At 57.9% G+C, this 26,499-nt stretch carries 22 protein-coding genes and 1 tRNA gene; 9 read left to right on the top strand and 14 right to left on the bottom strand.

Annotated elements, in window-relative coordinates; genetic code table 11:
- Positions 1-81 precede the first annotated feature (81 nt).
- The 11 genes from EXQ56_01980 to EXQ56_01930 all read right to left on the bottom strand — a co-directional run bounded on the left by EXQ56_01980 (position 82) and on the right by EXQ56_01930 (position 11,602).
- Positions 82-684, bottom strand: coding sequence for a hypothetical protein (locus tag EXQ56_01980; GenBank protein ID MSO19223.1), 603 nt, complete (start codon positions 682-684; stop codon positions 82-84).
- A complete protein-coding gene (locus EXQ56_01975; GenBank protein MSO19222.1) occupies positions 644-1,375 on the bottom strand; it encodes an MBL fold metallo-hydrolase in 732 nt (243 codons plus the stop codon). The genes EXQ56_01980 and EXQ56_01975 overlap by 41 nt, the downstream gene beginning before the upstream one ends.
- Positions 1,376-1,575: 200 nt before the next feature.
- On the bottom strand, positions 1,576-2,733 hold the full coding sequence (locus EXQ56_01970; GenBank protein MSO19221.1) for a M48 family metallopeptidase: 1,158 nt from the start codon (positions 2,731-2,733) through the stop codon (positions 1,576-1,578).
- Positions 2,734-2,794: 61 nt separating this feature from the next.
- Positions 2,795-3,298, bottom strand: a complete 504-nt coding sequence (locus tag EXQ56_01965; protein MSO19220.1) for a DUF898 family protein — start codon at positions 3,296-3,298, stop codon at positions 2,795-2,797.
- 12 nt (positions 3,299-3,310) lie between these two features.
- Positions 3,311-3,928 carry a DUF898 family protein gene (locus tag EXQ56_01960; protein MSO19219.1) on the bottom strand — a complete coding sequence of 206 codons (618 nt, stop codon included), beginning with the start codon at positions 3,926-3,928 and terminating at the stop codon, positions 3,311-3,313.
- Between the two features lie 97 nt (positions 3,929-4,025).
- The gene (locus tag EXQ56_01955) at positions 4,026-5,318 is read right to left on the bottom strand and encodes a hypothetical protein (protein ID MSO19218.1); all 1,293 of its coding nucleotides are present in this window, start codon (positions 5,316-5,318) and stop codon (positions 4,026-4,028) included.
- Between the two features lie 152 nt (positions 5,319-5,470).
- Entirely contained in the window at positions 5,471-6,823 is a 1,353-nt protein-coding gene (locus EXQ56_01950) for a hypothetical protein (GenBank protein ID MSO19217.1), read from the bottom strand.
- Between the two features lie 230 nt (positions 6,824-7,053).
- Positions 7,054-8,700, bottom strand: coding sequence for a CHRD domain-containing protein (locus tag EXQ56_01945; protein ID MSO19216.1), 1,647 nt, complete (start codon positions 8,698-8,700; stop codon positions 7,054-7,056).
- Between the two features lie 466 nt (positions 8,701-9,166).
- Positions 9,167-10,120 (bottom strand): hypothetical protein, encoded by a 954-nt coding sequence (locus EXQ56_01940; GenBank protein ID MSO19215.1) that lies wholly within the window; start codon positions 10,118-10,120, stop codon positions 9,167-9,169.
- Positions 10,117-11,187 (bottom strand): o-succinylbenzoate synthase, encoded by a 1,071-nt coding sequence (menC, locus tag EXQ56_01935; GenBank protein MSO19214.1) that lies wholly within the window; start codon positions 11,185-11,187, stop codon positions 10,117-10,119. Before menC ends, EXQ56_01940 begins: the two co-directional genes overlap by 4 nt.
- Before the next feature lie 154 nt (positions 11,188-11,341).
- A complete protein-coding gene (locus EXQ56_01930) occupies positions 11,342-11,602 on the bottom strand; it encodes a hypothetical protein (GenBank protein ID MSO19213.1) in 261 nt (86 codons plus the stop codon).
- Between the two features lie 462 nt (positions 11,603-12,064).
- On the opposite strand from EXQ56_01930, the gene EXQ56_01925 reads away from it, so the two are divergent.
- The 6 genes from EXQ56_01925 to EXQ56_01900 all read left to right on the top strand — a co-directional run bounded on the left by EXQ56_01925 (position 12,065) and on the right by EXQ56_01900 (position 17,185).
- Positions 12,065-12,832: a hypothetical protein gene (locus tag EXQ56_01925; protein MSO19212.1), complete on the top strand. Its 768-nt coding sequence runs from the start codon at positions 12,065-12,067 to the stop codon at positions 12,830-12,832.
- The gene (locus EXQ56_01920) at positions 12,829-13,929 is read left to right on the top strand and encodes an ABC transporter permease (GenBank protein ID MSO19211.1); all 1,101 of its coding nucleotides are present in this window, start codon (positions 12,829-12,831) and stop codon (positions 13,927-13,929) included. Before EXQ56_01925 ends, EXQ56_01920 begins: the two co-directional genes overlap by 4 nt.
- Before the next feature lie 12 nt (positions 13,930-13,941).
- A complete protein-coding gene (locus tag EXQ56_01915; protein ID MSO19210.1) occupies positions 13,942-14,628 on the top strand; it encodes an ABC transporter ATP-binding protein in 687 nt (228 codons plus the stop codon).
- 75 nt (positions 14,629-14,703) lie between these two features.
- A complete protein-coding gene (gene higA / locus EXQ56_01910) occupies positions 14,704-15,000 on the top strand; it encodes an addiction module antidote protein, HigA family (GenBank protein ID MSO19209.1) in 297 nt (98 codons plus the stop codon).
- 308 nt (positions 15,001-15,308) lie between these two features.
- The gene (locus EXQ56_01905) at positions 15,309-15,836 is read left to right on the top strand and encodes a hypothetical protein (GenBank protein MSO19208.1); all 528 of its coding nucleotides are present in this window, start codon (positions 15,309-15,311) and stop codon (positions 15,834-15,836) included.
- Between the two features lie 110 nt (positions 15,837-15,946).
- On the top strand, positions 15,947-17,185 hold the full coding sequence (locus EXQ56_01900) for a hypothetical protein (protein ID MSO19207.1): 1,239 nt from the start codon (positions 15,947-15,949) through the stop codon (positions 17,183-17,185).
- Between the two features lie 13 nt (positions 17,186-17,198).
- Here the strand turns inward: EXQ56_01900 and EXQ56_01895 are convergent, their stop codons facing one another.
- Together EXQ56_01895 and fusA are read right to left on the bottom strand one after the other, a co-directional pair.
- Positions 17,199-17,645 (bottom strand): hypothetical protein, encoded by a 447-nt coding sequence (locus tag EXQ56_01895; protein MSO19206.1) that lies wholly within the window; start codon positions 17,643-17,645, stop codon positions 17,199-17,201.
- Between the two features lie 183 nt (positions 17,646-17,828).
- On the bottom strand, positions 17,829-19,979 hold the full coding sequence (gene fusA, locus EXQ56_01890) for an elongation factor G (protein ID MSO19205.1): 2,151 nt from the start codon (positions 19,977-19,979) through the stop codon (positions 17,829-17,831).
- A gap of 820 nt (positions 19,980-20,799) precedes the next feature.
- On the opposite strand from fusA, the gene EXQ56_01885 reads away from it, so the two are divergent.
- The 3 genes from EXQ56_01885 (at position 20,800) to EXQ56_01875 (ending at position 25,747) form a co-directional block, all read left to right on the top strand.
- Entirely contained in the window at positions 20,800-22,767 is a 1,968-nt protein-coding gene (locus EXQ56_01885; protein MSO19204.1) for a tetratricopeptide repeat protein, read from the top strand.
- A 166-nt stretch (positions 22,768-22,933) separates the two neighbouring features.
- On the top strand, positions 22,934-24,493 hold the full coding sequence (locus EXQ56_01880) for a cytochrome C (GenBank protein MSO19203.1): 1,560 nt from the start codon (positions 22,934-22,936) through the stop codon (positions 24,491-24,493).
- Between the two features lie 333 nt (positions 24,494-24,826).
- On the top strand, positions 24,827-25,747 hold the full coding sequence (locus EXQ56_01875) for a hypothetical protein (protein ID MSO19202.1): 921 nt from the start codon (positions 24,827-24,829) through the stop codon (positions 25,745-25,747).
- Positions 25,748-26,298: 551 nt separating this feature from the next.
- On the opposite strand, the gene EXQ56_01870 is transcribed toward EXQ56_01875, so the two are convergent.
- Positions 26,299-26,388: transfer RNA gene (locus EXQ56_01870), tRNA-Ser, on the bottom strand.
- Positions 26,389-26,499: the final 111 nt, after the last annotated feature.

Below are 26,499 nucleotides of genomic sequence, written 5' to 3'. Positions count from 1 at the left end.
CAACAGTAGCATAGCAAGGGCGACCTCGCAAGCACTGCGGCTGCGGAGCGGTATTTATGGGGGGAACCGGAAATAGAACACCTAGTGTATTGGACCGCTCAGCGGCGCGCCACTTACAATCCAACTTAGAAGCAAAGAAAAAATCCAACCAAGCAGGCAGACCCCTACGGCTCGACCGGTACTCGTGTAGTCCAGTGCCTGACGCACCGCGATGACCATGGCGATCAGCATCCACACGGCGGAAATCAAAAGTGCCAGCCATCCGAGAAATGGAATAAATCCAAGGATGCGAATAACGCCGGGAGCGCTTGAGAATCCAGTGGTGCGCAACAATTCGCCCAGATCGGCCTTGGTGCTGGGACTCGGAATGATTTTAGTTCCTATGAAGTACGTCAGCATTGCCCAGACCACCCAGCCAACCAGCGCGGCGATGGTCGCGATGATGACTCCGAATGGGCCAAAATTTTCAATTCTTCCCATTGCTCCGATGCCGGCAGCTAGACTCGACAGCACAACCACTAGCAATGCCTGCGCCGTAGCGCCGCGGTCTGCTTCCACTTCTTCAAAAAGAGAAACATCTAACTTTGCCGCGCGGAGCATTCGTGAAATGAATTGATTTGCCACTCTGACCCTCTTCGTCTCGTTATTCTTTATACCACTTGCGCAACCGCACTTCGACGCCATTCGTGCCCTTCAGAGCGTTGGCAAACTCTTGTGGGTCGCTGCCGCGGAAGTGATACGGATACGCTATTTTGGGTTTGAAAGCCTTCGCGCAATCGGCGGCTTCCACCGGCGGCATCGTGTAGGGCAGATTCATGGGAATGAATGCGATATCAATGTTCTTTAGCGCTTTCATCTCCGCCGTGCATTCTGTGTCGCCGGCGAAATAAATTCGCTTGCCGCCAAGCGTGAGAATATAACCATTCCCGCGCCCTTTGTCATGGAAGAACTGACCCGCCGCGGGGCCGCGCTGGAGGTTGTACATCGGCACCGCTTCCATCGCCAACCCGGCAATCGTCTTCTTCTCGCCGTTCGCTATAACCTGCGCTTCGGTGATAGTGGCCGCCACCGCCTTGGGCGCGATGACCACGGTCCCGGCCTTCTTCAGCTTGTCAATTTGCGCGCGATCCTGATGGTCTGCGTGAACATCAGTGATGAGAATCACATCGGCCTGCGGAAGGCCCGTATAGTCACCTTGGTTCCAAGGGTCCACGTGAATCACCTTACCGCCAAATTCCAGCATCACGCTACCGTGCGTTACGGGGGTAATCTTTAGCGCGCCGGCCGAAGTCTGTATCGTGTCAATCTCGCGTGCGGTCTGCGCGCGCAACCGTGCCGCCGTCGTTGACAATACCAGCAGGCCACTCAGCACCATGTACAATGCATGAGTTCGCTTCTTCCTGTTCCTCATTTTACTGATTCTCCCCGTGGTTCAATCTATCAATAATAAATTCCAAACGCGCCTGTGGCAAGAACCAGAAAGCGTTCAATAGGACTTCCGAAAAAAACTCCTAATAAGAATTCCCAATAAGAATTAATGATACTCGCAACAATATGAAGTCGGCCAATCCACTTTCATCGTTCGTTCGCGGCCGCGGAGTTTTTATCCGTCGCTTCATCGTCCGGCGGCCCACACATGAAGGCCACACTCTTCCAGTCTGTTTCTTTCAATAGTGGGACGGCATCCGTCGCGTGCTGGACTGCCAGTGCGGTTAACCGGCGCACGCGGTCGGCAGTCAGCGGATGCGACGAAAGATATTGGAGTCCGCCAGGCTCTTTGCCTTCGTCGCTGCTCATGCGTTCCAACATGCGTGGCAGGCCAGTGGCGTCGATGCGGGCTGCCTGGAGCATGCGCACCGCTTCGGTATCGGCGTTCGCTTCATCATCACGCTGATAGCGCAGACTTCCCAGGGTGGCTGCGGCGTCCAGCAGGGATTGTATGGCCGAAGCATCTCCCGCCAGCACGGCCACTAGAGTGGCGACGGAAAGCTGGCGGACCAGGCCCTTCATGGCATGGCGCTGTTCGACGTGCTGAATCTCATGCGCCAGCATGCCGGCCAGGTCCTCGGCATTCTCGGTCTGCTCCAGCAAACCGCGAAACACTACCACATATCCGCCGGGAGCGGCGAAGGCGTTGGGGATGGGAGTATCGGCAACGGCGAGAGTCACCTCATATCCGCGGGCATTGGGCCCGCGCATGACGCGGATGATCTCCTGTATCTTCGCCAGCGCGTCAGGATCATTGCATCTCTCATCGGGCGGCGCGAACTGTTCCATTACCGATTGTCCCAGCTTGTCTTCCCAGCTTGCTGGAACACGACGGGCGGCGGCGTCGGCAAAGGCGGGAAGTCCCCACACCCAGGTCGCGTAGATTAAGAAGGCCGCGCCCAGCAGCCCTGCAAGCAACAGCGGCAAACTGCGATTCAATCTCTCGGCGGTTCCAGAGGCCAAGTTTCGCGCCGGAGGGGAAACAAACAGAAACGCATCAAGGAATCCGCGATCCTCCACCACCAGCGCTTCGGATATCTCCGCCATGGTTTCAAGGCGCACCGGCTCGCCGGGATGGTGCCCTTGGGCGAGACGCACTTGATCGTGCAGCCACCACAGCGTCTGACCTTCCTCGCGCTTGATGTACACACCGGCCGAGGTGAGCGACACGGTTACTGAATGTCGGCGCGCGGTGCGTCCGTCATAGTAATAACCCTTCCAGGAAGTGTTGGCTGAGACAACCATGTCGAGTCAATTATGCCGCGACGATAAAGGAACATGGATTAAAAATGAACAGGGAACTCAATCAGAAGCCGAAATCAATATCCAATATGCCGGCGTCCAGCATGTCCACCAGCCCTTCGCCAGTGGCCGTTGCCGCGCTGGCGTGCTGGAAAATGCTGTCCAAAGCCACTGGGCCATACATAGTCAGACACTCCAGTTGATAACGCACCGAGCGCGCGACGGCCCAGGGATAGGCCAGGCCCATCGTGAATATGATCAGGAAGAAATTGCTGATTTTAATGCCGGCCAGTTCGCCACCACTCATCGTGGACCGGAACTTCGCCTGTCCAAAGCTGGTGTGCTCCCAGTAGTAGCGATGCTTCTGCGCCGTGTACCAGAACCAGTAGAGGCCGAGGGTGGGAATGATCAGCAGCACCATGAGCGCGAAATAGCGGAAGAGATCCCAGCCCTCCCCGTCATAATCAAACGGCTGGCTGCCGAAATAGGAGTTGAAGACCACGAATTTACGCAAATTGTTTTGAAAGAAAGGATAGTACAGCGAGAGCGTGACCATCATGAAAAGCATGTCGCGGACATACTATGCGATCAGTTCACGGGCGTGTCCGCGAAAGGAAAAACTGATGGAGCGCCACGAGGTCCGACTCAGCCGGAAGCGCTTCGTCCCGACGATGGCGATGGGAATTATCAGCGCCAGCATCGCGTAAAACAAGAGCATCGAGAGGATACGAATGCCAGGATTCGAAGAGGCTCCCAGCATCAACTGGTAGAGCAGCCCGGTGCCGCCGAACAGCAACATGGCTTTGAACGATCCAAGCATTAACTCCTTGCCGGTGCCGTGATAATCAAAGCGGTCGCCGGCCAGCTCGGTCTGCCCGTACACATAGCGGCGGACTTTGGCCTTGCCCCAAAAATAATAGATCCCAAGAGTGCAGATGGTGAAAATTATGTTGGCCAGATGAATCGCGAACAGAGTTGAGCCATCTCCGCGGAAAGATAGCCTGGCGTTAATCGGCTCGATGGAAGCAGATGGCGCAACGCTGGCAAAGTGTTCTGCTCCTGCGTTGAGAGTGCCGTCCGGCGCCGATTCCGGGGTGATGGGCACCGCAGGAATCATTTCCCTCGGTGCGAAATAATGTCCGCAGGCACACTGCCAGCTTTTCTCGGGATTTTCCGTTCCACATTGCGGACATTCCATCGCTGCCTGCCTCGCCGCCCGTGTCACTCTGAGATGGCAGCATACTTTTACTTGCGGAACGAAGCAAGATTTATTCCGGTCGCGGCTCGGTTGGAACCTAGCGCAGTCGGCGATACAGGTTGAAGCCCAGGCGCAGATCAGGCGTGCCTGTAGCCGCCATCTGTCCCGTAGTGGTGGCTACCGTGTTCGATAGCACCAGGCTGAATACGTGCGCGTTCGTGCTGCGCTGGAGGCCAAAGGCAAAGCCGTTGCGCGAGTCCGTGGCGTGGTAGCCCGCTACGCGCGGAGTCCATTCGGCGACGAAAGCCGTGCGCGGGCGAATGCGGATGCTGGCACCCAGCCCAAGCGCAGCCTGATGCGCGCACCGCTCTCCCTCTGGGAAGGTGATGGCGCCAACATTTTCGTAGGGATTCACACGGAAACTCATCGTGGGCACTACAAACACTTCGGCTACATTAGCGATCGTACGCGATACCGGGAAGACGAGATTCCACGTTTGGAAGCGCGAGAAAGGCTCCTCATTCGGAGTAGAGGCTGAAATCTTATCGGCATCGAACAACCGGCGCGACTCCATGGAAACACGCAATTGCGCGGCAACCGGTTCGCGGCCCTTCCCGTTCAGCAGTTGCAGCACGCCGCCGATCTCATACGTACGATCGAGCGGGCTGCGGTAGACGCTCGCGGCGAGCCGTGAAGTTAATCCGAACTCACCGCCAAAAGACGAGTAAGAAAAACTGTCCAATCCGAATAGTTCGTTGACTGCTCCACAGTCCGGGCATTCGTCGCCCACGCGCAGCACGGGCTGCGTAAAGCGGTGGGTGAAGCGCAGGCTGAAGCCGCCTTTCTCGTAGCCAAGAGTGGTGGGCACGTTGACCAGCACATGATCGAATGTCGGGACATTTCGTAGCGGCTGCTCGGTCGGCGCGGCGGCGGATGCCGTGGCCGGAGCCAACCCGGTGGCGCTTCCCTTCAGTTGTGCGACCTGCTCCAGGGTGAGCTTCTCCAGCTTGCCTTCTGCCGCGTTGACGCGGAAGGATTCGCCGCCCACTTCGATGACCGCTTCGCGACCGCCATTCACGAAGCTGGCTTTTACTGCACCAGCGGGTGCGACATCTATCGTTAGGACAAAGCGGTCTAGCCACGCGGCGCGAAACTCCGGCGTGATGGTGCGATTGTTCTTGTCAAAGGCCTGCCCAAAGTTATTGCGGGGTCCCGCGCCCTGCGGGTTCACATGGCAGGTCGCGCACTGGCCGCGCCACTCGGTCTTCGAAAAGGGGTCTTCACTGAAGCGGCGCATGAACGCGGGCAGCGCATGCGACTCTGCGGCACTCAACAAGATTAACGTGATCGACATCCATGCAATTAGCTGTGTACCGCTTCGTTGCAACATCGCAGCATCCTCCATAAAGAACTGTTGAAATAAAAACAGGAAGGCGTGGGAAAATCCCGCCCGCGCAGTTGCTTACAGAGCCGCGACCGTCAGGGAGCGGGGGTTGGTCTCGTTATGGAGATCAACCTCCGCTTCCTTCCGGTCTCTGTAGCTTACTGGCTCACCGCCATGGTTACCGTGTTGCTGATTTTCGTTCCAAGCGTAACCACTACCGGTACATCATTGGCGATGCGCGCGGCGGTGGGCACGGTTACATTGATCTGGTTCAGTCCAACGAAGCCGGGCGCGGTTCCGGAAAAAAGCACCGTCGCCGGCAGTGCATCAATGGTAACCGTGGCGGGCGTCGCGGTAGGATTTCCAGTGGAAGGCGAACCGGTGGCCAGAGCCGGAGAAGTCACTCCCAGTCCGGTCAAGAAGATGGTTACGATTTCACCGCGTCGCGCGGGTCTCGTGGTCCGACCCGGGACGCTTCCCGTGGCCACGGCGAGAATATTGCTGTTGGCGATCAGAATCGCTCCCGGTCCGCTGCCGGTTTGACTCAGCGAAAAAATACCTGGTGCCGCGGTATCAATGAAGACTGTGCGCGGCGTGCTGGACTGGCCCGCGACCGTTACCGTGACGTTTGCTGTGGCCGAACCCGCCAGCTCGAAAGGTATCTGGATGCCCAATTGCCCAGGCGTGGCGTAGAAGATGGGCGCGGCGATGTTGTTCACCGTAACGCTGGCTCCACACAACGAGGTGATCAGCTTGCCATCGCCGCCAAAACTAGACGAGCAAAGCGCGGTCCCATCATTCAAGTTAGCACCGAAGATGGCCGCGATCGACCCCGGCCCCAGCGGCGCAGGGTGCTGCGCAAAGCTGCCGTTGTTGACCGTCGCTCCGTCGGCAACCGTAGGCACGGGACCGGCGACCTGCGCAGGCACAGTCGCTGAGGTCGAGTAGATGCGGTCGCCATTTTCACTCCCGCTGTTGTTTGCGGCGTTACCTGTGGCATGGAAGACTACAGAGCCTGCCGAGGTGTTGGGAGCAGTCCAATTGAAAGTAAAGTTTACTCCGGCTGCCGTGCCCGCGCGAGTGCCGGGGCCGGTGTGGGCAATGTACTGGACTCCATTGAAGCTAGGCACCAAAGCAGTTTGGTTGTTGGTCGGAGAGAGCGTCCCGGCTTGCGCGCCAGCCTGAGTGCGGGCACTCATTTCAAATCCCCATCGCCTCCGGTCGGCGCCGGGATCCTCCACGCGCACCGTGATGGGATAGACCGTGCCGCTAACGTAGGCGGTCGGAGCGCCCGTAATGGTTACTCGTCCGGCACCTCCGTTCAATGCAGTCCCCAAATGGCACCCGATGCATGTGGATTCACCAAATCCTCCCGTACGTTCGGATGGGGGAGCGGGGGAAAACGCGTACACCAAGATCGGAAGTGACAAGGCCAGCAGCGCGACTTTCCAAATTGACGAGGTGCTGTTGCGATTGATGGCAGAGTTATGATTCGTTTGATTGTAGCCCATGGCAATATCCCATCCTCACGTGTCTAGTGTTAACTATCGCTCTTTGAATGTTAACCCGTTCCAGACCTTAATTTCTATGTCAGGGCGGTAAATAATTGTTAACATGACCCCAGTGCAAGTGGGGGAACTGTAAACCTTGATCAAGACGAGGGGCAGTGCCATTTTTGCCTCGTCGGCCCGGCTGAATAGGAGTTCATCAGCCGGGCAAACGGGATTGAGGTAAATGGAAACTACTGGACGTTGATGTTCACTGTGTTGGATTGCACGCCGCCGATGGTTAGGCGTAGCGCCTGACTGCCGGTCGGCGCCCCTCCCGGGACAACGACATTTACTTGATAAACGCCCGCGAATCCAGGAGCCAGCAATGAGGCCGCCACCTGCGCGGCGACACCGCCGATAGTCGCGGTTGGCGTGGCCACCGTGGAAGAGAGAGGGCTGGCTGGCGCCAACTGTCCGCTGGCTACCGCAGGAGTTCCCGCACCCAGTCCAGTTGCGAATACCGCTACCGCATCGCCTGCCCGTACTGGGTTGGCCGCGGATACCAGGGAAAAGTCGGAGTTCTTCACCACGGCGAAGATACCCGGAGCATAAGCGGAGAAGGTCACCATCTGCGTGGTGGAGGACCCTCCGGGAGCATTGACAGTTACGAAGAAGTTTCCTGCGGGCACCTCAAACGGCACCTGAACATTCAACTGAGAGGGGCTGGCGTAGATCATTCCAACGGATACGCCGCCAATACTCACACTGGTTCCCGCCAGTGTGGCGGGAAGCCGTCCATTGACAGTACCGGCCGTGGCCACGTTGCGAGAGAGGTTTGACCCGAAGATGGAGATCAGTGATCCCGCCGAGCCTACATTGACGCCGCTAGCGAAGGTGGCGCTAACAACTCCACTGGACGAGAGTGTCGGAGCCGGAACCTTGCCACCTAGCTGAGAGCGGATCGCGCCGCCGGTGTTCACGGTGGTATGTAAATTGAGGTAGTGATTGGCCGGTGCGTCGACGGCGCTGCGCAAAGTGGCCAGGCCAAGAGCATTATCACCACCCACGTTGATACGGAACAGCAGATTGCCTACTCCATCGGCATCGGTTACGGTGTTGGTGGCGCTCAAGCCGCTGTCAATGCGCACAGGGCCGTTGATGCCCGCCGCTCCATCGTGAATGTGAAAGCCACGAAACGTTACGCTGCTGGGGAAGGTGTAATTGGCATCGAAGATCACTGTGCCGGAAGTTACCTCACCAGCCGCATTGCGCGTGGTGAACAAGCTGGCCTTGGCGAGGGCCGAGGCGTTCAAGTCGGCGATGGGCGGGACTTCATTGGCTGGGCTCATGGTGAATTGAAAGTCGGAGACCGTCGTCGATTGCAACTGACCGCGAGTGGCTCCGCCGGTGTTATCAGAGGTGTGCACATTCATGTAGGCCCCGGCGGGATCAGCCAGAACAACACGCAGGGCATCCAGATTATTTTGGTTATTGGCTTCCACTTTGTAGCTCAATGTTCCGACTCCGTCGGCATCCACCACGCTGTTGGCGGCGGACAATGGGGTGTTGAGGCGCGCCGGGCCGTTGACGCCCGCCGCGCCCTCGTGGATGTGCCAGCCGCGCACCGTAACGGGCACGGGAAAGCTGTAATCCACGTCGAAATCCACCACGCCGGAAATAATTGCTCCGGCGTCGTTGCGACGGAGATGAAAAGCGATGGTAGCCCGGCCGGTTGCTGCGGCCGATTCATTGGCAACCGGCGGCACTTCATTGGCCGGGCTCATGTTGCCGCGGAAATAGACGGTCTCGAGTGTATCGGCCGCCAGCGGCACGGGCAGCAGTGATGCCGGAATCGCGCACAAAACGAAAAGCATAAACCAGCGTGTGATTGATTTCATATTCTCCTTCTCCGAATCAAATACTCATTAATCATATTTCTCAGAATTCGCGCGAGGGCCGAACACGACTCATACAAAACTTGCGGCTGTGTTTTCCGGTGAGAGATTACTTCCGTCGCAACACCGACGACAATTGAATGCCACGGACAACCACCGCGCTAGAAAGCTCAACCGCAACGCGCTCGTCCAGCGGACAAGCGGTAGCGAGCAATTCCAGTCGGTCGCAAACACTTCAACCTGCCGACAGGTAAGGTCAGGCTGACCGATTTTGGTTTTCTCTAGTTATCCACCTGATTCGGCTTCCGATGCGTCCCGTTTCGATTTGCCCAATCGTACACCGGAAGTGCGAACCACTACTGACGAGCCGGGGCTACCAATTCGCGGCGGCGAGGTCAAGCAAAAAGGTAGCAAGAAAGTGGGAGAGTTCGAATTCCAGGAAGTCCGGACGGTGCGCTATTAAATTGAATCAGCGGCGCTCGGCGAGAAAAACCCCCAGCAGGATTAGAGCGGCGGCGATGGTGAATTGCGGGCCGAGCCGTTCGTGCAGGAATACTACGCCCAGCAGTGTGGCCACCACCGGCTGAATATAGTGCAGTGTCGCAACTTGCGTGGCCTTCAAGGAGCGTAACGCCTTGTAGTAAACAAAGTATGGAAGCGCGGAGCCCAGCGTGCCCGAAAGGAATAAACTGATCCAGGCAACCAAGCTCACTTGGTTCCAATGCGGATCGAGCGCTTGCGGAGTGCGGGTCGCGCTGATCCAGAGCAGCAGCGGGAAGCAAAATGCCGCGCCCAATCCGAAGGCGTACATGTTGACCGTGCCGCTGTCGTAGCGGGTCGCCAGTTTTTTCCCGCGCACAGTGAAGAATGTAAAACAACTGACCCCACAGAGCGCCATCAGGTCGCCGCGCCAGTTCGAGGCGACTGCGCCGTCCGCTCCGGCGATGGCCGTCTTGTCCATGGCCAGCAGGACAACGCCCGCCATCGCGACGATAAACCCAACATTTTTCGTGCCAGTAAATCGCTCTTGTCCGGTGGCGCAAGCCAGAATGAGAACGAATAAGGGCAGGAGCGCGCCGATAAATACGGCGTGAGCCACGCTGGTATATTGCATGGCGGTGGTGAACATGGCAAAGCTGATCGCAATGCCGAAAAATCCGAGCAGAAGGAAATCCTTCAGCTCATCCCGACGCAAGGAAAACGATTTCCCCCGCCAGAGGTGGACGGCAATAAGGACTAAGCCCGCCAGCGTAACTCTGGCCAATGCCGTCGTCAGTCCGGGAATTTCACGCAGGGCCAGTTTGACAGGAAGGACGTTGGCGGCCCAAAGAAAAGTGGCCAGGCTGGCGTTAAACCATGCCGCACGCGCCGAAATGCTTCCGTTCATTGGCTCTACGTTATTCGTCGGTGTCGCGCCGCTCATGGCAGGGACACCTCGCGTACCGTCAGAGAAGCGATGAGTTCGCGGTCGACACCGAATCCGTTGCCAGCGCCTTGCGGGACTTCTATCGTTCCGCGTGGAGTGACGGTCACCTCGGGGATGACCACGTCGCGTTTCCAGTAGCGCTGGCTGGCGGAAACATCTCCGGGCAGCACGAAGTTGGGTAAGGTGGAAAGCGCGATGTTGGCGGCGCGGCCCACGCCGGATTCGAGCATACCGCCACACCACACTGGAACACGCGCGGCCTGGCAGCAGTCATGAATCAGCTTGGCATTGCGGAAGCCACCGACGCGGCCCAGCTTGATATTGATGATCTGGCAGGCCTTCATTTCTACCGCCTGCTCGGCATGGCGCAAACTGCGGATGCTCTCATCCAGGCAGATGGGCGTCTCGATATACTGCTGTAGGCGGGCATGGTCCATGATGTCGTCGTGCGCGAGCGGCTGCTCGATCATCATCAGGTAGAAGCGGTCGAGCATCTTCAGGTGGCCCTTGTCTTCCAGGCGATAGGCGGAGTTGGCATCGGCCATCAAGCGCAGGCGCGGGAAGCGCTCGCGGATTTTCTCGAGGACTTCAATATCCCAGCCCGGCTTGATCTTCACCTTCACACGCTGGTAACCGGCCGCAACTTCTGTTGCAATCTTGCGCAGCAAGTCGTCGATGGTGGGCTGAATGCCGATCGAGACGCCGCAGGAAATTTCACGCTGCGTCCCGCCCAGCAATTGATGCAGAGGGACGTTCTGAAGGCGCGCCTGCCATTCCCAAAGCGAAGCTTCCAAGCCTCCGGTGGCCATGCGATTTTCGCGGATTGATTCCCACAGCCCGGCGGCTTCGCCAACCTCGCGCAGGGGCTTTGCAAGCAGGCTCGGGATAGCGAAGTCCTTGAGGATCAGCCAGGCCGAGTCGGTCCACTCTTCATTGTAAAAAGGCCCTTCGCCCGCGGTAACTTCGCCCCAACCGCTGACGCCTTCGCCCTGCACTTCGACGAGAATGATGCGGCGTTCCGTGGTCAATCCGAAGCTGGTCTCGAAGGGCGATACCAGCGGCATACGAATTTCGCGCAACGTGATGCGCCCGATTTTTCCGATGTGTGTCATCTCTTATAGAATAGGGCAGGAGAAGGTCCCGCCGCCAGCGGCGCGGTCCAATCAATGTAGGACGTATCGTTGAGAATTGAATGCTCGCATCGAATGCTAGCCAGGGCTAATGATCGTGAAGATGGTGGTGGACGGCCTCGGCTTCGGCAACTTTCTTGTCGCGCAGCTCGGTTTTTTCATACTTCTTGCGCGCGCCCTGCCACGCCGCTGCACTCTTCTCGGCCGAGTTCACGGCAAATGCGGAGAGTGTCTGCTCCAGCTTGTTCCCGCCACAGGAGGGACACTGCGGCGGCGCTGGAGTGCTGGGAAGGAGCAGATACTCGAACTGATCTTTGCAATTCAAGCACTTGTATTCATAGATCGGCATGGAAATTCCCTCCTCAGCCTCGGACCCAGCCACGTAGCTTCACTTCCCGCATTGTATACCAATAAGCCCCCAGCAGAGGTTCGGATTATCCTCAGATGACCTGATATTTTCAGCTTAACCAATGGACTCCACGAACCTTATCTCGCTAATGCTAAAGGCCCCGAAGGGTTGCGTGGGTTGTCTGGCGTCTGGTACATTGGCTTGGATAGGCCCTGGAGTTGGGCATGGCAGACGGAGCGAATGAGTACAAGACGAATTATTACAGGGACCCCTGCGGGGGGACCCAATATACAACCATGTCTCCGTCGGGCACCATCCTGGCGGGCGCGCCTCTTTGTATCTCTAATTATTGCTGGCTCCCTGCTATCTACCGGATGTTTAATCCGCTCACGCGAGCGTATCAATACTGTTCGGCCCGCCTCGGCCTATCGCCAAGCCACGCTGGATGAGCTGCTAGCCGGGTTGCGGCAACAGGAAGAATTCATTCGGACGCTGAACGCCACGGTCGAAGTGGAGCCCTCCGTCAGCTCTGTGCTGAAGGGTGAAGTGGTGCATTACCGCGATGTGCGCTCTTTTCTGCTGATCCGCAAGCCGGGTTGGTTGCGCATGATCGGATTGTATCCGGTAGTGCGCAATACGGCGTTCGATCTGGCTTCGGATGGCGAGAAGTTCGAGCTATATGTTCCGTCGAAGAACCGCCTGATGGTGGGGAGCAATAATCGCACGAAGAAGTCTGCCTCTGCGCTGGAGAATCTTCGCCCGCAGCATATTCTGGATGCGCTGTTGTGGCACAGTCCCGATAGCGAAAAAGAGAAAGTGGCGCTGGAAGTGGTGAATGAGCCCGATCAGAGCTACTATGTCATTCACATTCTGGCCAACGACGGCAACGGGCGTCTCGAACTGTCTCGCCGCTTGTGGTTTGAGCGTGTTGGACTGACTCTGGCGCGCCTGCAAATTTTTGATCCCGGCGGGGTGCTGGCCACCGACGCTCACTACTCTAACTATGGCGATTTTGCCGGATTGCGCTACCCGCAGAACATCGTGATTGACCGCCCGCAGGATGAGTACGGCCTGGCCCTGGCTGTCATGCGCCTGGTATTCAATGAAGATCTCGGCGACGAAAAATTCAAGATGGAGCGGCCTGCTGGCGTGGAGTTAGTCAGCCTGGACGGTCAGCCCGCCAACGCCCCGCTCGTCAATGCCCCGCTCAATGAAGGCACTCCTAATTGATTAACCGCCTCATACTCGCCAATCTCGTCAACCGCCCCATTCGCACGCTGCTCTCTGTCGCGGCCGTGGCCCTTGAAGTGGTGCTCATTATCATGGTGGTGGGCCTGTCGCAAGGCGTGATGCAGGAGTCCGCGCGCCGCACCGCCGGCGTGGGCGCGGAAATCATGGTCCAACCGCAGACCACTTCCATGTTCCTCGGATTCAGCGGTTCGCCGATGCCGGTGACCATCGCCGCAAAGCTCGCTGAAATTCCCGAAGTCCGCGCCGTTGCCCCCGTGCTGGTGCAGGCCAGCACTTCGGGCGGCATCACTCTGATCTACGGAATCGATGTGCCCAGCTTCGACGCCGTCTCCGGCGGCTTTCGCTTCCTCGATGGCCGCGGATTCGAGCAGCCCGACGATGTGCTGGTGGACGACATCTTCGCCGATTCGCGATCGTTAAAAGTCGGCAGCACGCTGGAACTGCTCAACCAGCAGTTTCGCGTCGCGGGAATTGTGGAGCACGGCAAGGGCGCGCGGATTTTCCTGCCGATCGAAAAATTGCAGGACCTGATGGGATCAGCGGGCAAGGCGTCCATCTTTTTCGTGCGCCTCACCCAACCCAAGCAGGTGAAGGAAGCGCTGGCCAAGATGCAGGTGTTGCTTCCCAACTATCAATTGCGCGACATGCAGGAATACGTTTCACTCATGGTGGCGGGAAACGTTCCCGGCCTGAGTAACTTCATCTCAGTGATTATCGGGCTGGCGGTTTGCATCGGCCTGCTGGTGATCTTCATCACCATGTACTCCACCATCATCGAACGCACACGGGAGATCGGCATCTTGAAGGCCATGGGCGCGTCGCGCGGATATGTTTTCAATCTGGTGCTGCGTGAAACAGCAACGCTGACTGTGTTTGGCATTATCGGCGGCATCGGACTCAGTTATGCGGTGCGGCAATTGGTCGGGCTATTCTTTCCCACGCTACCTATTGTGATTACCAGTGAGTGGATGCTGCGCGCCGCGGGCATCGCGCTGTTCGCCAGCCTGTTTGGGTCATGTTACCCGGCGATGCGCGCCGCCAAGCAGGACGCCATCGAAGCGCTGGCCTACGAATAAAAGGAACAACTCTTGCCTGAGATCATTCACGCCGAACAATTGCGCAAGACCTACCGCGTGGGCAAGGTGGACGTGCCCGCGCTACGCGGCGTGGACTTGAGCGTGGAGCAGGGCGAGTTCGTCAGCATCGTTGGCCCCTCCGGCTGCGGAAAATCCAGCCTGCTGCACATCATCGGCGGACTGACTCAGCCGAGCGGCGGGCAGCTAACAGTGGACGGCGACGACCTCGCGCAAATGAGCGAAGCCCAACGCACCGAGATGCGCAAGAAGAAGATCGGCTTCGTCTTCCAACGCTTCAACCTGCTGCCGACTCTCTCCGCTTACGACAACATCGCGCTGGCTGGCCATATTGCCGGAAACGGTAATGGCGTAGACAACGATCATCTGAACTCGATCCTCAAATTGCTGGGCATCGATCAACGCATCAACCATCGCCCGCTGGAGATGTCCGGCGGCGAGCAGCAGCGCGTGGCCATCGCCCGCGCCGTGGTCAACAAGCCGAAGATTCTCCTCGCCGACGAGCCCACCGGCGCGCTCGACACCGAGACTTCTCAACTAGTCCTGAACATGCTCCAGGAATTGAACGGCAAGTTCGGTCAGACCATCCTGATGATCACCCACAACCCGGAAGTAGCCGCCTTCAGCGACCGCATCATCACAATGCGCGACGGCCACGTCATCGACGACGGTCGCGAATAACCGGCGCCGTGCCACAGAGCCGCGCGCGTAAGCAAGCGGACACGCCCAGCGATTGGGAGCATTCAATCCATGGCTATGAAAAATCCGCCGCATCCCGGCGGCATCATTCGACGCCAGATTATCCAGCCATTAGAACTATCCGTTTCGGAGGCCGCCGGCATTCTGAAAGTCAGCCGCCAAGCCTTGTCGCTGCTGTTGAATGAGCGCACCGACCTGAGCCCGCAGATGGCCCTGCGCATCGAAAAGGCCTGCGGCCCCAAAATGGACCACCTGATGCGCATGCAGTTGGCATACGACCTGGCCGTCCACCGCGCCACTGAGAATCAAATTCACGTGCACCGCTACAAGCCCGCCGCCATCCATGCTGCGTGACAGTGCCGCGGGCGTCAGCAAGCGGGCCTATGGAAAACCCACCTCCCGGCCGCCCTTCTCTGCAATCAGCGTTTGCGCGGGACCGTTTGCTCCGGCGGTCGCTCCGGCGAGGACCAAGGCCATGGCTCTCCACTCTCGTTGTGAATTGGGAATGACGACGCGTGCATGCATTGATCATTTGGGCGCTGCCAGATAGTAGCCTGCATACCCTGATGGATTTGAATAATTCTATTCAACAGGATAACGCGGCTGACTAACCATGAGATAATATCATTTACATGAGATCCGAACCTAGCGGATTGGTTCTTTTGTTAGTACTGGTTGCAGCCCTGTCTCCGAAAGTCAGGGCAGAATTAACAACCCTGCAGGGAGTTCCGGATTCCCGTTTTTCACCACAGCTACTTGCATTGCCGGCAGAAACCTTCACAGCCGATGATCCGGGACCACCTTTTACCGAAGGCGGCCTTTGCAGCAATTCTGGCTTATTCCTTAAACACTGGGATCCCAGAATTGCTGCCACGCCAGAACTTTTAGACCAGAGTAATGAAAGCGCTTTAGGCGGAGTCACTTACCTAATTGCCCCATTCCAAGGGCGTTTCCCACAATCAGCAAGGGCTGCTGTAGCCTGTGGGAGCAGTGGTGGAGTACATTATGTTAAGTACACTCCAACTAGTTCTTCGACTTACAACTCTACCCTGTACGTCAAAGGGCGCGGTCTTCCTGGTCCACCTATTAGGCTCTTTGGAACAAGCGACACAATAACTTACCGCAATAAGCCAGAGACAGTTGGTACTTTCTTGGATGTCTGGGGTTTAAAAAAGGTTCTGGTCGAATAGTTTTAGGAGCCTACTACCAACCCACAGACGACCCAACAAATGTTTACCAAGGAATTTTTGAACTGCCAGCCGGAAGTAGTCCCATTCTGGAAGTGATTTACCGGATTAGATTGAGCGAAAACAAACGCTTAGTCTTGGTTGGGGTCAATACCAGATATGCCTACGTTGTAAATGAAACTGACCGTACTCTGCTCCGCATTAGTGTCGTGTTCAACGGTACGTGGGGAGAAACTAAAGTCGTTTTGTCCGGCTTTCAGAATATTACGGCCATTGCAGTATATAATGAAACAGCAACAGTGGCTTACACCAATTCTGGTGGGCTGCAAGTTAGCCAATTTCTAAACCCGGATACATTAGAGCAAAAGCTGGTAACCAACGGCCGGGTTGGAAACGTAACGGTTAGCGATGTTATTAGCCTTGCTGGGGTCCCCAATGGACCGCTTTACTTCATAACAACTTTGCGTCCCGGGGTGCGAGGCTTGATCCGTCTTTCTGGCCAAATTGTGGAAACCCTGCTTACAGACCTGGACGCCCCGCAAGGAGAGATGCAACGAATGGTTGCTTCTGGTCCGCTCCTGTACTTGGTCCAGAAAGTCAGCGACGGCAGACTATTCACATACAAAGTGTTCCCTGTTCCTGTAGGCGCTCCGCACATTACCGCTATTACCAATGCAGCTAGTTTCGCTACCGCAACCAACTTGGCACCGGGAACTTGGATGACTTTGTGGGGTGACCTAGCCAACAGCACCGAACACGCCAGTACCGCCCCTTTCCCCACCACTCTTGGTGGCGTGAGAGTGTTTGTTACTAGCAGTTCTGGTGACAAAGAGGCGCCACTCCATTTCGTTTCTCCCAACCAGGTTAATTTTCTGGTTCCGGACATTGAAGGAACCGCAACCCGAATAACTGTAAACCGAGAAGGGATATCTAACACCTCAAGTTCCTTGGGAATCACAAGTTCGTTCCCCGGGATATTCCAGGTCTTTGACCCAAACGCAAGAACCCTGGTGCAGGACAGCCAGTACCGCTTGCTTGCGCCGGGTGAACCACTTGTGTGCGGCGAGTATTACCTTTTGTGGGGAACCGGCCTTGGCTCTACCACCCCGTTTGTACCCATAAACGAGTTTGCTCCGCCTGGCGACATTTACCTGCTACTGACCAAACCCCGTTTGCTGGTAGGAAGTTCGGAAATGGAAATTGTTTACGCCGGACTTTCTCCCGGAGCCGTAAGCTTGTATCAGGTTAACTTCCAAAATACAAGTTGCTGTACCGGAACTCCAACAGCGTCAGACGCCAGGCTTGTTTTGGGCGATGGTCAAACTTACACTTTCAAGCTCATGGTTCGTTAGCTGAAATTCCCCATTACACTATTCGGTTCTCGCGCTCCTTCCCCCGGCTCACATCAATAGAATTCGACCGTTTTTGCTGCCAATAAATAACAGATGTTCGTGAGAACATCTGCTGTGTACACCACCGACTTGTTGAGCCACCTGCGCGCCCAACTCGTACAGTTGTTCGCCCGCCGATGGCGTGCTTCAGCGTCGCGCCATCGAGCAGTTCCATCACGATGAAGGGCTGGCCTTCGTACTCCTCAATGGTGCAGATGTTGGGATGGTTCAATGCCGAGGCCGCGCGCGCCTCGCGGTGGAAACGCTCGAGCGCCTGGCGATCCGCGGCCAACTCCGCCGAGAGAAACTTCAGCGCCACCATGCGGCCGAGCGTCAAGTCCTCCGCCCGATAGACGACGCCCATCCCGCCGCCGCCCAGCAGCTCCACGATCCGGTAATGGGAGATCGTCTTGCCAACCATAGTTTGGAACATCCGCAGATTACGCAGATGGGAACAACTACCAATCCGCTGTGTAAGTTAACATTGATTGCGACAACCAGCAAGTGAAACACCCTGATGCGGGAACGCTCGTTTGAAGCGACCACCTGGCACAACAAGGCAGCGGCACTGCCGTGCGGGCCACACAAGTCAGTTGCGCGAGCGCTAGACTTCCACTTCCACTTCTTCACCGGCGCGTGAAGCCTTGTAGGCCTCGACAATCTTTCCCGCGATCTGCGCGGGCACGATGTCGTAGTGCGAGAATTCCATGTGGAACGTGCCGCGCCCCTGGGTCATGGCGGTGAGTTGCGAGGCGTAGGTGAGCATCTCGGACATGGGTGCCTGGGCCTTCAGGACCTGCGAGTGACCGCGCGTCTCCATACCCTGGATACGTCCGCGACGACCGTTCATGTCGCCGATCAGGTCGCCGGAATATTGGTCAGGCGCATAGACCTCTACGTGCATCACCGGCTCCAGCAGCACAGGCTTGGCCACCTCCATCGCTTTCTTGAAGGCCATTGATCCGGCGATCTTGAAGGCCATTTCCGACGAGTCTACATCGTGATACGAGCCGTCGTAGACAATCACTTTGAAATCGACCACGGGGAAGCCAGCCAGATATCCGCGCGCGGCGGAGTCCACAATCCCTTTCTCCACGGCGGGAATGTAATTCTTGGGAATGGAGCCGCCGAAGGTGTCATTGACGAATTCAAAGTTGCCGCCGCGCGGCAGCGGCTCCATCTTGATCTTGCAGTCGCCGAACTGGCCGTGCCCGCCCGACTGCTTCTTGTGCTTTCCCTGTACATCGGCCTTGCCAGTGATCGTCTCGCGGTAAGGAACCTTCGGCGCCTTGAGCGTTACGTTGACGTGATAGCGCTTCTTCAGCTTCGAGACAATCACTTCGATGTGCTGCTGACCCGATCCGCCCAGCAGAAACTCCTTGGTTTGCGCATCGCGGTAGAAGCGCAGCGACAAGTCTTCTTCCAGAATGCGATGCAGCGCGCCGCTCAAGTGATCCTCATCATTGCGCGTATTGGGGGCGATGGCGAAACTGATGGACGGCTCGGGCATGGCCACGGGCGGGTACAGGATCGCGGCGGTCTTATCGGGCAGCTTGTCGCCGAGCGTGTCGCCGGTGTGCGTGTCTTTCAGTTTGGCAACCGTGCCTATGTCTCCCGCATGTAACTCCGGCACTGCCGTCGCCGTCTTGCCCTGCATGATCGAAATATGCGCCAGCCGCTCGGCCCCGGCTTTATTGAAGTTCGTGAGGTTGGCGTCATTGGCGATCACGCCGGACATCACTTTGAAATACGTGATGCGTCCCGCGAAGACATCCGCGGAGGTCTTGAACACAAATGCGGAGACGGGAGTATTGTCGGCGATCTTGCGCTCGACTTCCTTGCCGTCGGCGGTCCGGCCCTTCGCGGCTCCGCGATCCAGCGGCGACGGGAAGTAGTCCACGGCGAAGTTCAGCAACTGATCCGCGCCGGTCATCGCCGTCGCCGCCGAGCACAGCACCGGGAACAACCGCCGCGAGACGACCGCGTCGCGCAAGCCTTGCGTGAGTTGCGCTATCTCCAGCGTACCCTTGTCGAAGAACTGCTCCATCAGCGCGTCGTTGCCTTCGGCGATCAGCTCCACCAGTTTGCTGTGCGCCTCTTCGGCGGCGGACTTCATGTCCGGGGGGATGTCGCCAGCAGTGCCTTTGCCATTGTTCGCGGCGCTATACGTCCACGCCTTCATGGCCACCAAATCCACCACGCCCTTGAAGTCTTTCTCCGCTCCGATGGGGAGCTGCACCGGCACGGCGTTGCGCCCAAACACGGACTGCACACTCTCGACCGCGCGCTCGAAGCTGGCGCGCTCGCGGTCCAGACGATTGATCACCACCGCGCGGGGCAGCTCGTAGCGGTCGCAGAAGTCCCACACCTTCTCCGTCTGGATTTCCACGCCGTGGCCGCCATCCACCACCACGAAGGCCGCGTCGGCGGCGATCAGAGTGGCCAGCGTGTCATTGATGAAGATGTTGTAACCGGGCGTGTCGAGCAGGTTGATCTTGGCCTTATTTGGCAGGGTGTTGGATGACGTCCCGAGCGGCGTGGCCCATTCCACATAAGCTAGCGCGGTGGAGATGGTTACCTTGCGTTCGTGCTCTTCCTCGTCGAAGTCGGTGATAGTGGTCCCGTCATCGACGCGGCCCAGACGTTGCGTGATCCCGGCGGCCTGCAGGAGCGCCGCGACCAGCGAGGTCTTGCCGCAGTCGCCGTGCCCGACCACGCCCACATTACGGATGTCCTTCCCCAGATAAGCTTTCATGATGACTGCTCCCTCCTGCCCACAGGTCGCCCCCTTCAGGGGATTCCAGATGATCAGCGCATTTCAGAAGACAGACCCGGGCTTGCAAATGGCCCTCAGAGTAGCACACCGATTCCCACCGTTTCAATGCTTCTTGTCACCCTAAAAGTGAGCGGCTGGCGCGACCAAATCGTCGGCCCAGCCCAAAGTGCAAATTTTCACGGTTCTGACCACTCTGACCAGATTGACAAACCAGGGGATTGGGGTCGGAGAATGGGGACAGGCAGAGCGCCCGCAGCAACTTTCCTTTCAATTATCCCTGCGCCTTTCTGCCCAAAGAATCCAAATTTTCCAATTTGACAAAATTCGCGGTTTGCAAGTCGCGCTTTGTTCACTCGCGCTCCCTATTTCCCATTTGCAAAGTGGTTGACAAATTGCCGTGAGGGTAATTTATGGCTCACCCCCCGACCGCCGAAATCATCCTTCGTTTGTAGCAGTGATGCAGGCATATGGGTGGCGCAGGCATTCCTGCCTGCGTCTTTTGGTAGGGCAGGCATTCCAGCCCGCCAAAATAAAAGCACTTCAAACCCCGCAGGCAAGAATGCCTGCGCCACCACTGTACAATCCGCGCGAATCCCAAAGGCAATGATCCGCGCTGTGGCGCTGCGCGCCTGCGCTTACGCCTACGGCAGTGAGGAAGCGTTTTCTTGCGGCACATTTTCGGCACGACTGAAGTCGTGCCCTGACGGCGAACTGACCCACTACGAGCGATTGGCGAGCGGGTGCGCTGCGCCGCGCAGTGGGCTATGATACTGTCTGCTTGTTTGATGCGAGGTTGCGATTGAGCCAAGAGAAACCCAGTCCCGCACAGCGCGTATTCATCAGTTACGCACATGGGGATACTGCCTTCCAAGATCAAGTGCTTGCCCTTGCCAAAAAGCTGCGCGACAACAATGTTGACGCCATGATCGATCAATATATCGACTCCCCGCCGGAAGGCTGGCCGACATGGATGGAGGATGAGATCGAGGCATCCGAATTTGTCCTGGTGATTTGTACCGAGACTTATCTCCGGCGATTTCGGAAAAAAGAAGAAGTAGGGAAAGGCCTGGGAGCAACCTGGGAAGGCGCGATCATTACGCAGGAATTGTACAATTCTCAAGGTCGCAACACGAAGTTCATTCCGGTGGTATTCACTGCTGATGACGCTAAACACATTCCAATTGTTCTTCAAGGGGTTAACCATTACAACCCAACGACAGAAGAGGGGTTCGATCTCCTGTTGCGCCGCCTAAAAGGTAAGCACGCCACCCCAAAGCCCCCGCTGGGACCGGAGCCGCATCTACAACCAAGAGAACGCAAACAAGATTTCGTCGTCCCCCAAAAGTTCTTTATCGTGCCGCAACAAAGAACCGATTGGTTTACAGGACGCGAGAAACTACTCGCCACCCTACATGAAAACTTCATCACCAAGGGGATCAGGAAGCAGGCGATCACAGGTCTCGGCGGCAAGGGCAAGACACAAACGGCGGCGGAATACGCCTATCGGCACCGTGATGATTATCGCGCGATTCTCTGGGTGCGAGCCTCCTCGGAGGAAAGCATCAATTCGGGATTCGGGACAATCGCGCGAATGCTCGAACTGCCCGGCAGCGATTCTTCGGACCAGACTGTGGTCCGCCATGCGGTAACGAGCTGGTTAAGCGAAAACGACGGATGGCTCCTGATTTTTGACAATGCGGACTGGCCCGAACTCATCAAGCCATTGCTTCCGATTGAAATCAAAGGCGCGATTCTGCTCACTTCCCGCCCCGGCATTCTTGACGCACTGGGAAATGTTACAACGCATTCCCTTGGAGACTTCGAGCCAGACGAGGCTTTGGACTTCCTGCTGGCTCGCACCTCGCGGCAGTCAAGCCAGGAGAAGGAGCAGGAGGCCGCGCGGGATTTGGCCAAAGAGCTAGGCTATCTGCCGCTGGCATTGGAGCAGGCCGCGGCCTACATTGTGGCCAAGGAGTCTACGTTCCAGGATTACCTGAAGACCTATCGCAATCGTGGAGTTGCTCTACTGAATGATCGTGGTCCGGTTGCCGGAGGCTATTCTGAATTAGTGGCCACCACCTGGAAGCTAAACTTTGGAGAAGTGGAAAAGACTCCGCCAGCCGCGGAGCTGCTGCGGGTGAGCGCTTTCCTCGCGCCGGATGACATCCCGTTCGAGCTGGTTACCGGCGGTGCTGCGCAGGTTGGCTCCGCACTGGGGGCGGCTCTGGCGGACTACCAGCAGAACCCGCTCTTGCTGGATGAAGCGCTCGCGCCGCTCCGAAAATATTCCCTGATCAGCAGGAGCACCGGTGCCAGCGCCTACAGCATTCACAGGATTGCGCAAGCCGTTATTCGCGATAGGATGACGCAGGAGGACCGGCGGAATTATGCGGAACGGGCCGTGCGGGCCGTGGACGCAGCCTTCCCGATGCCTGAGTTTCAGAATTGGTCTCGATGCGAGCGGATGCTGCCGCAGGCTTTGGCTTGCGCCCGTTGGATCGAAAACCTGGGGTTTGAGTTTGTGGAGGCGGCGCTGCTGCTCAATCAGACCGGCTTCTACTTGAACGGGCGCGGCGCGTACAGCCAAGCCGAGCCGCTCTACCGCCGCGCGCTGGCCATCCGCGAAAAGTCGCTGCCACCTGACCATCCTCATATTGCGCTGGTATGCAAAAACCTTGCGGCGGTGTTGCAGGAGTTGGGGCGGACGAAGGAGGCTACCGCGCTGAGAAAGCGGGCGCAGGCGATCCAGGAGCAGCGCGGGGAGTAGGGCGCCGCGCACGTTCACAATGTGCCAGTGCAGGGCGTGATGGTGTTGCGTGACAGAGCCGCGCGCGTGGCACGTGGTCAGGAAACGGCTTGCGCGGGGGCGCTGCGGGGGCTTACAATCGGGGGCATACGGGGCCACATTTTGGTGCGGGAATTCGGGAGGATGTATGGTGAAAATCTCTTTGCAGTGGGGCGTAGCTTTAAGTTTGGCCCTGGCGTTGGCGGTGCTGGCTCCGGGCGCGATGGCGCAGGACTTGCCCGACGGGCCGGGCAAGGCCGAGGTGGAGACGCAATGCTCCACTTGCCACAATCTGAATCGCGTGGTGAATCACAAGGATTCGCTGGAAGGCTGGCAAGCTCTGGTGGACCAGATGGTCGGCATGGGCGCCATGTTCACTGACGATGACAAAACAGTGATCGCAACTTATCTCGCCAGCAATTTCCCAGACAAGGCTCCCGAAAAGGCTCCCGAGCCGGCGGCGGCTCCGGCTGCCGATGCGGCGCCACAGGCCCAGCGTGCTCCGGCGAGCGCCCCGGCTGCCCCCGCGGGCGCCAATGCCGCGGCCCTAGACGTGAAGCTGCCGGAGGGCGTGGCGCGGGCATTCATCGAAGAATCCTGCGTGCAGTGCCACGCGCTGTCGCGCATCGCGCGCGCCGGCAACACGCGCGTCGAGTGGGAGCGCATCGTCGAGGGCATGATCCGGCTCGGCTCGCCGCTGGCCGCCAACAAAGCTCCCATGGTGGTGGACTATCTGGCCGCGGCGTTTCCCAACAAGTCGCCCAAGCCGAAGTTGCTTCCCGGCAGCGTCGAGATCAGCATCAAGGAGTGGCAGGTGCCCACGCCGGGTTCGCGTCCGCACGACCCGCTGGTGACGCCGGATGGCATGGCCTGGTACACCGGCCAGCGCGCCAACGTGCTGGGGCGCTTCGATCCCAAGACCGAGAAGTTCACGGAATTTCCTCTGCCCGAGAAACACGGCCCGCACGGGCTGATCAACGACAAGGAAGGCAACATCTGGTACACGGCGAACTCGGCGGCGGCCATCGGCAAACTCGATCCCAAGACGGGTAAGGTAACCGAATACAAGATGCCCGACCCCAAGGCGCGCGATCCGCACACGCCGATCTTCACGCCGGACGGCAATCTGTTTTTCTCGTTGCAGGGCGCCAACATGGTGGGTCGCCTCAATCCGAAAACCGGTGAAGTGAAACTGGTTTCCTTTCCCACGCCGCGCTCCAATCCTTATGGGATGGTAGTGGATTCGAAGGGCACGCCGTGGGTCTGCGAGTTTGGCGGGAACCGGCTGGCCAGCATTGATCCGGTGACGATGGAGCTGAAGGAATATTCCCTGCCCGCCGAGGGCGCGCGGCCGCGGCGCATCGCCATCACCAGCGATGACGCCATCTGGTTCGCCGATTACGCGCGCGGCTACTTGGGCCGGTTTGACACGAAGACGCACACCACCAAAGAGTGGGCGTCGCCGAGTGGGCCGGAGTCGCAGCCTTACGGCATCGAGGCGATTAAGGACGTCATCTGGTACAACGAAAGCGGTGTGGAGCCGAACACGGTGGTGCGCTTTGATCCCAAGTCGGAAAAGTTCCAGACCTGGATCATTCCATCCGGCGGCGGCGTGGTGCGCAACATGAGCCACACCGCCGACGGCAAAGACCTGTGGATGGCCACCAGCGGAGTTAACGGCATCGCACGCGTTACCATTGGACAGTAGGCGTGCAGTAGTCCTTACGTCGAGAGATTGCGCGGGAGACCGTTCGCCAAACAGGCGGTTCCCTGCGCTGCGTTTCCATATCTTGTACGGCACCCCACTTCCGCAAATTTCTTCGTCAAACAATTGACAGAGCCAGTTATCACGATGCTATTATGGAGGTGTCTGGCATAAACAGGCTTGGTGGCTGGCCCGCTCCCTGACGAGAGCTTGGGCCGTCATCCACAAACATTTCCATCCCCATTGCCCTAATGATCTTTTCGTGGAGAGGGCAGATGAAAGTTTGCTAATAGAGGCAAAACTAATTTTCCGAAAAAGATACAGGAGCAAGAGAAAATGAGCATCTCCCCAAATCTAAATATTGGCAGCGCGTCCGGCTCGGAGAGCCCCACGCCGCCTCCGGCGCGCTCCGGCGGCGACAAAGCGAATCTCGCGCTGGCAGTTCTAGCCGTGCTGATGGCGGCTGGCATGTATTTGCAGTATAGCTACACCAAGTCCGTGAATGACCAGTTGGTGAGTTTAGTGGCCCGCTTGGAAGAAGATAATCAATTGCAGGACAAGGGACTGGAGCAACTGCACACTCGGTTGAAGGCAGCCGACACCAAGCAGATTGATCTGCAGGGCGAAATCGCGGATGCCAGGAACAAGTTGGGCGCCACGGCCAGCGATCTGGCTCGCACGCGGCAGGCGGCGGCGGAGCTGGCCCGTCAGCAGCAGGCCACGCAGGAGAACGCGACGCAGCTCTCCAATCAGCTCGGCCAGTTGTCGCAGGATCAGCAAGCCACCAAGGGCAACCTGGGCAATCTCGCAACGGATGTTACCGGCGTAAAGACAGAAGTCAGGTCCACGCAGGCGGAGTTGAACGCCACCAAGGCGGAGTTGAAGCGCGTGGTCGGCGACCTCGGCGTACAAAGCGATCTGATCGCGCGCACGGGTTCGGATCTCTCCGATCTGCGGCTGCGCGGCGAGCGCGACTACATCGAGTTCGACATCACCAAGAAGGCCAAGCGCCAGAAGGTGGGCAGCGTGCAACTCGAACTCAAGAAGACCGACGACAAGCGTCAGAAGTTTACGCTCGCGCTGACCGCCGATGACAAGACTGTCGAGAAGAAGGACAAGAACCCATTCGAGCCCGTTCAGTTCTACCTGCAAGGGCAGCGCCAAGCGACGGAGATTGTGGTCCAGAAAGTGCTAAAGGATCGCATCACCGGCTACATTTCAACACCCAAGGTGAAGGACGCGCGCGCGTCGATGTAGGTTGGGCTAAGCGAGCCCGAGTGCGTTCTCTCACGAATCGAGTGGAGAGTCCGGAAATTTTTTGAGCGATCCTGAAAGGGAATTAAGAAAACAGCCAGAGGCCCCCGCCGCTGGCTGTTTCTCTTTGCGCCCGGAGGCGGCAAGTTGTCTTAGAGTGCCCCAGATTGTCATTCCGAGCGGGAGCGAGGAATCTGCTTTTAGTTCGCCGCTCGCGGATTGAGGTAATCGCCGATGCCCTCAAAACTCAAACGCCCTAAGAAGTTCAGCGCCCTGAAGGAAACCCGCCGCCAAGCCCGCGAAGCCCTCGGCTCTCCGCCGCCCACTCGCGTCGAAAAAGACATCCGCCGCAAGCCACCAAAGCACAAAACAAAGCCGCTCGAGGACGCCTTGCTCTAAACCTACTTTCGATTGTGCAGCGTGAACAGAGCCGCGACCGGGAGGGAGCGCACACGTTTGACGATCACTGACAATCGTCGAACGTGTGCGCTCCCTCCCGGTCCACGGCGCGCCGAGATGTTCCATCGCGGCTCTGCTTTAAGTTTGCCGAATAATGGCGGAGGAAGAGGGATTCGAACCCCCGTGCCCCTTTCGAGGCAAACGGTTTTCAAGACCGCCGGTTTCAACCACTCACCCATTCCTCCGCTTTCTATTGTAACTGGCGCGGCGGAAATTTCATCCCGCCTCTGCCCATCCTATTCCTCTCTGGAAACTGTAAAAGGAAAAGCTCCTCGCTCTCAGGGCACGCTGAGGGG

It is taken from the genome of Acidobacteriota bacterium (assembly GCA_009691245.1).
Lineage (GTDB): Bacteria > Acidobacteriota > Terriglobia > 2-12-FULL-54-10 > 2-12-FULL-54-10 > SHUM01.
This window is presented reverse-complemented; position numbering and strand designations above follow the sequence as displayed.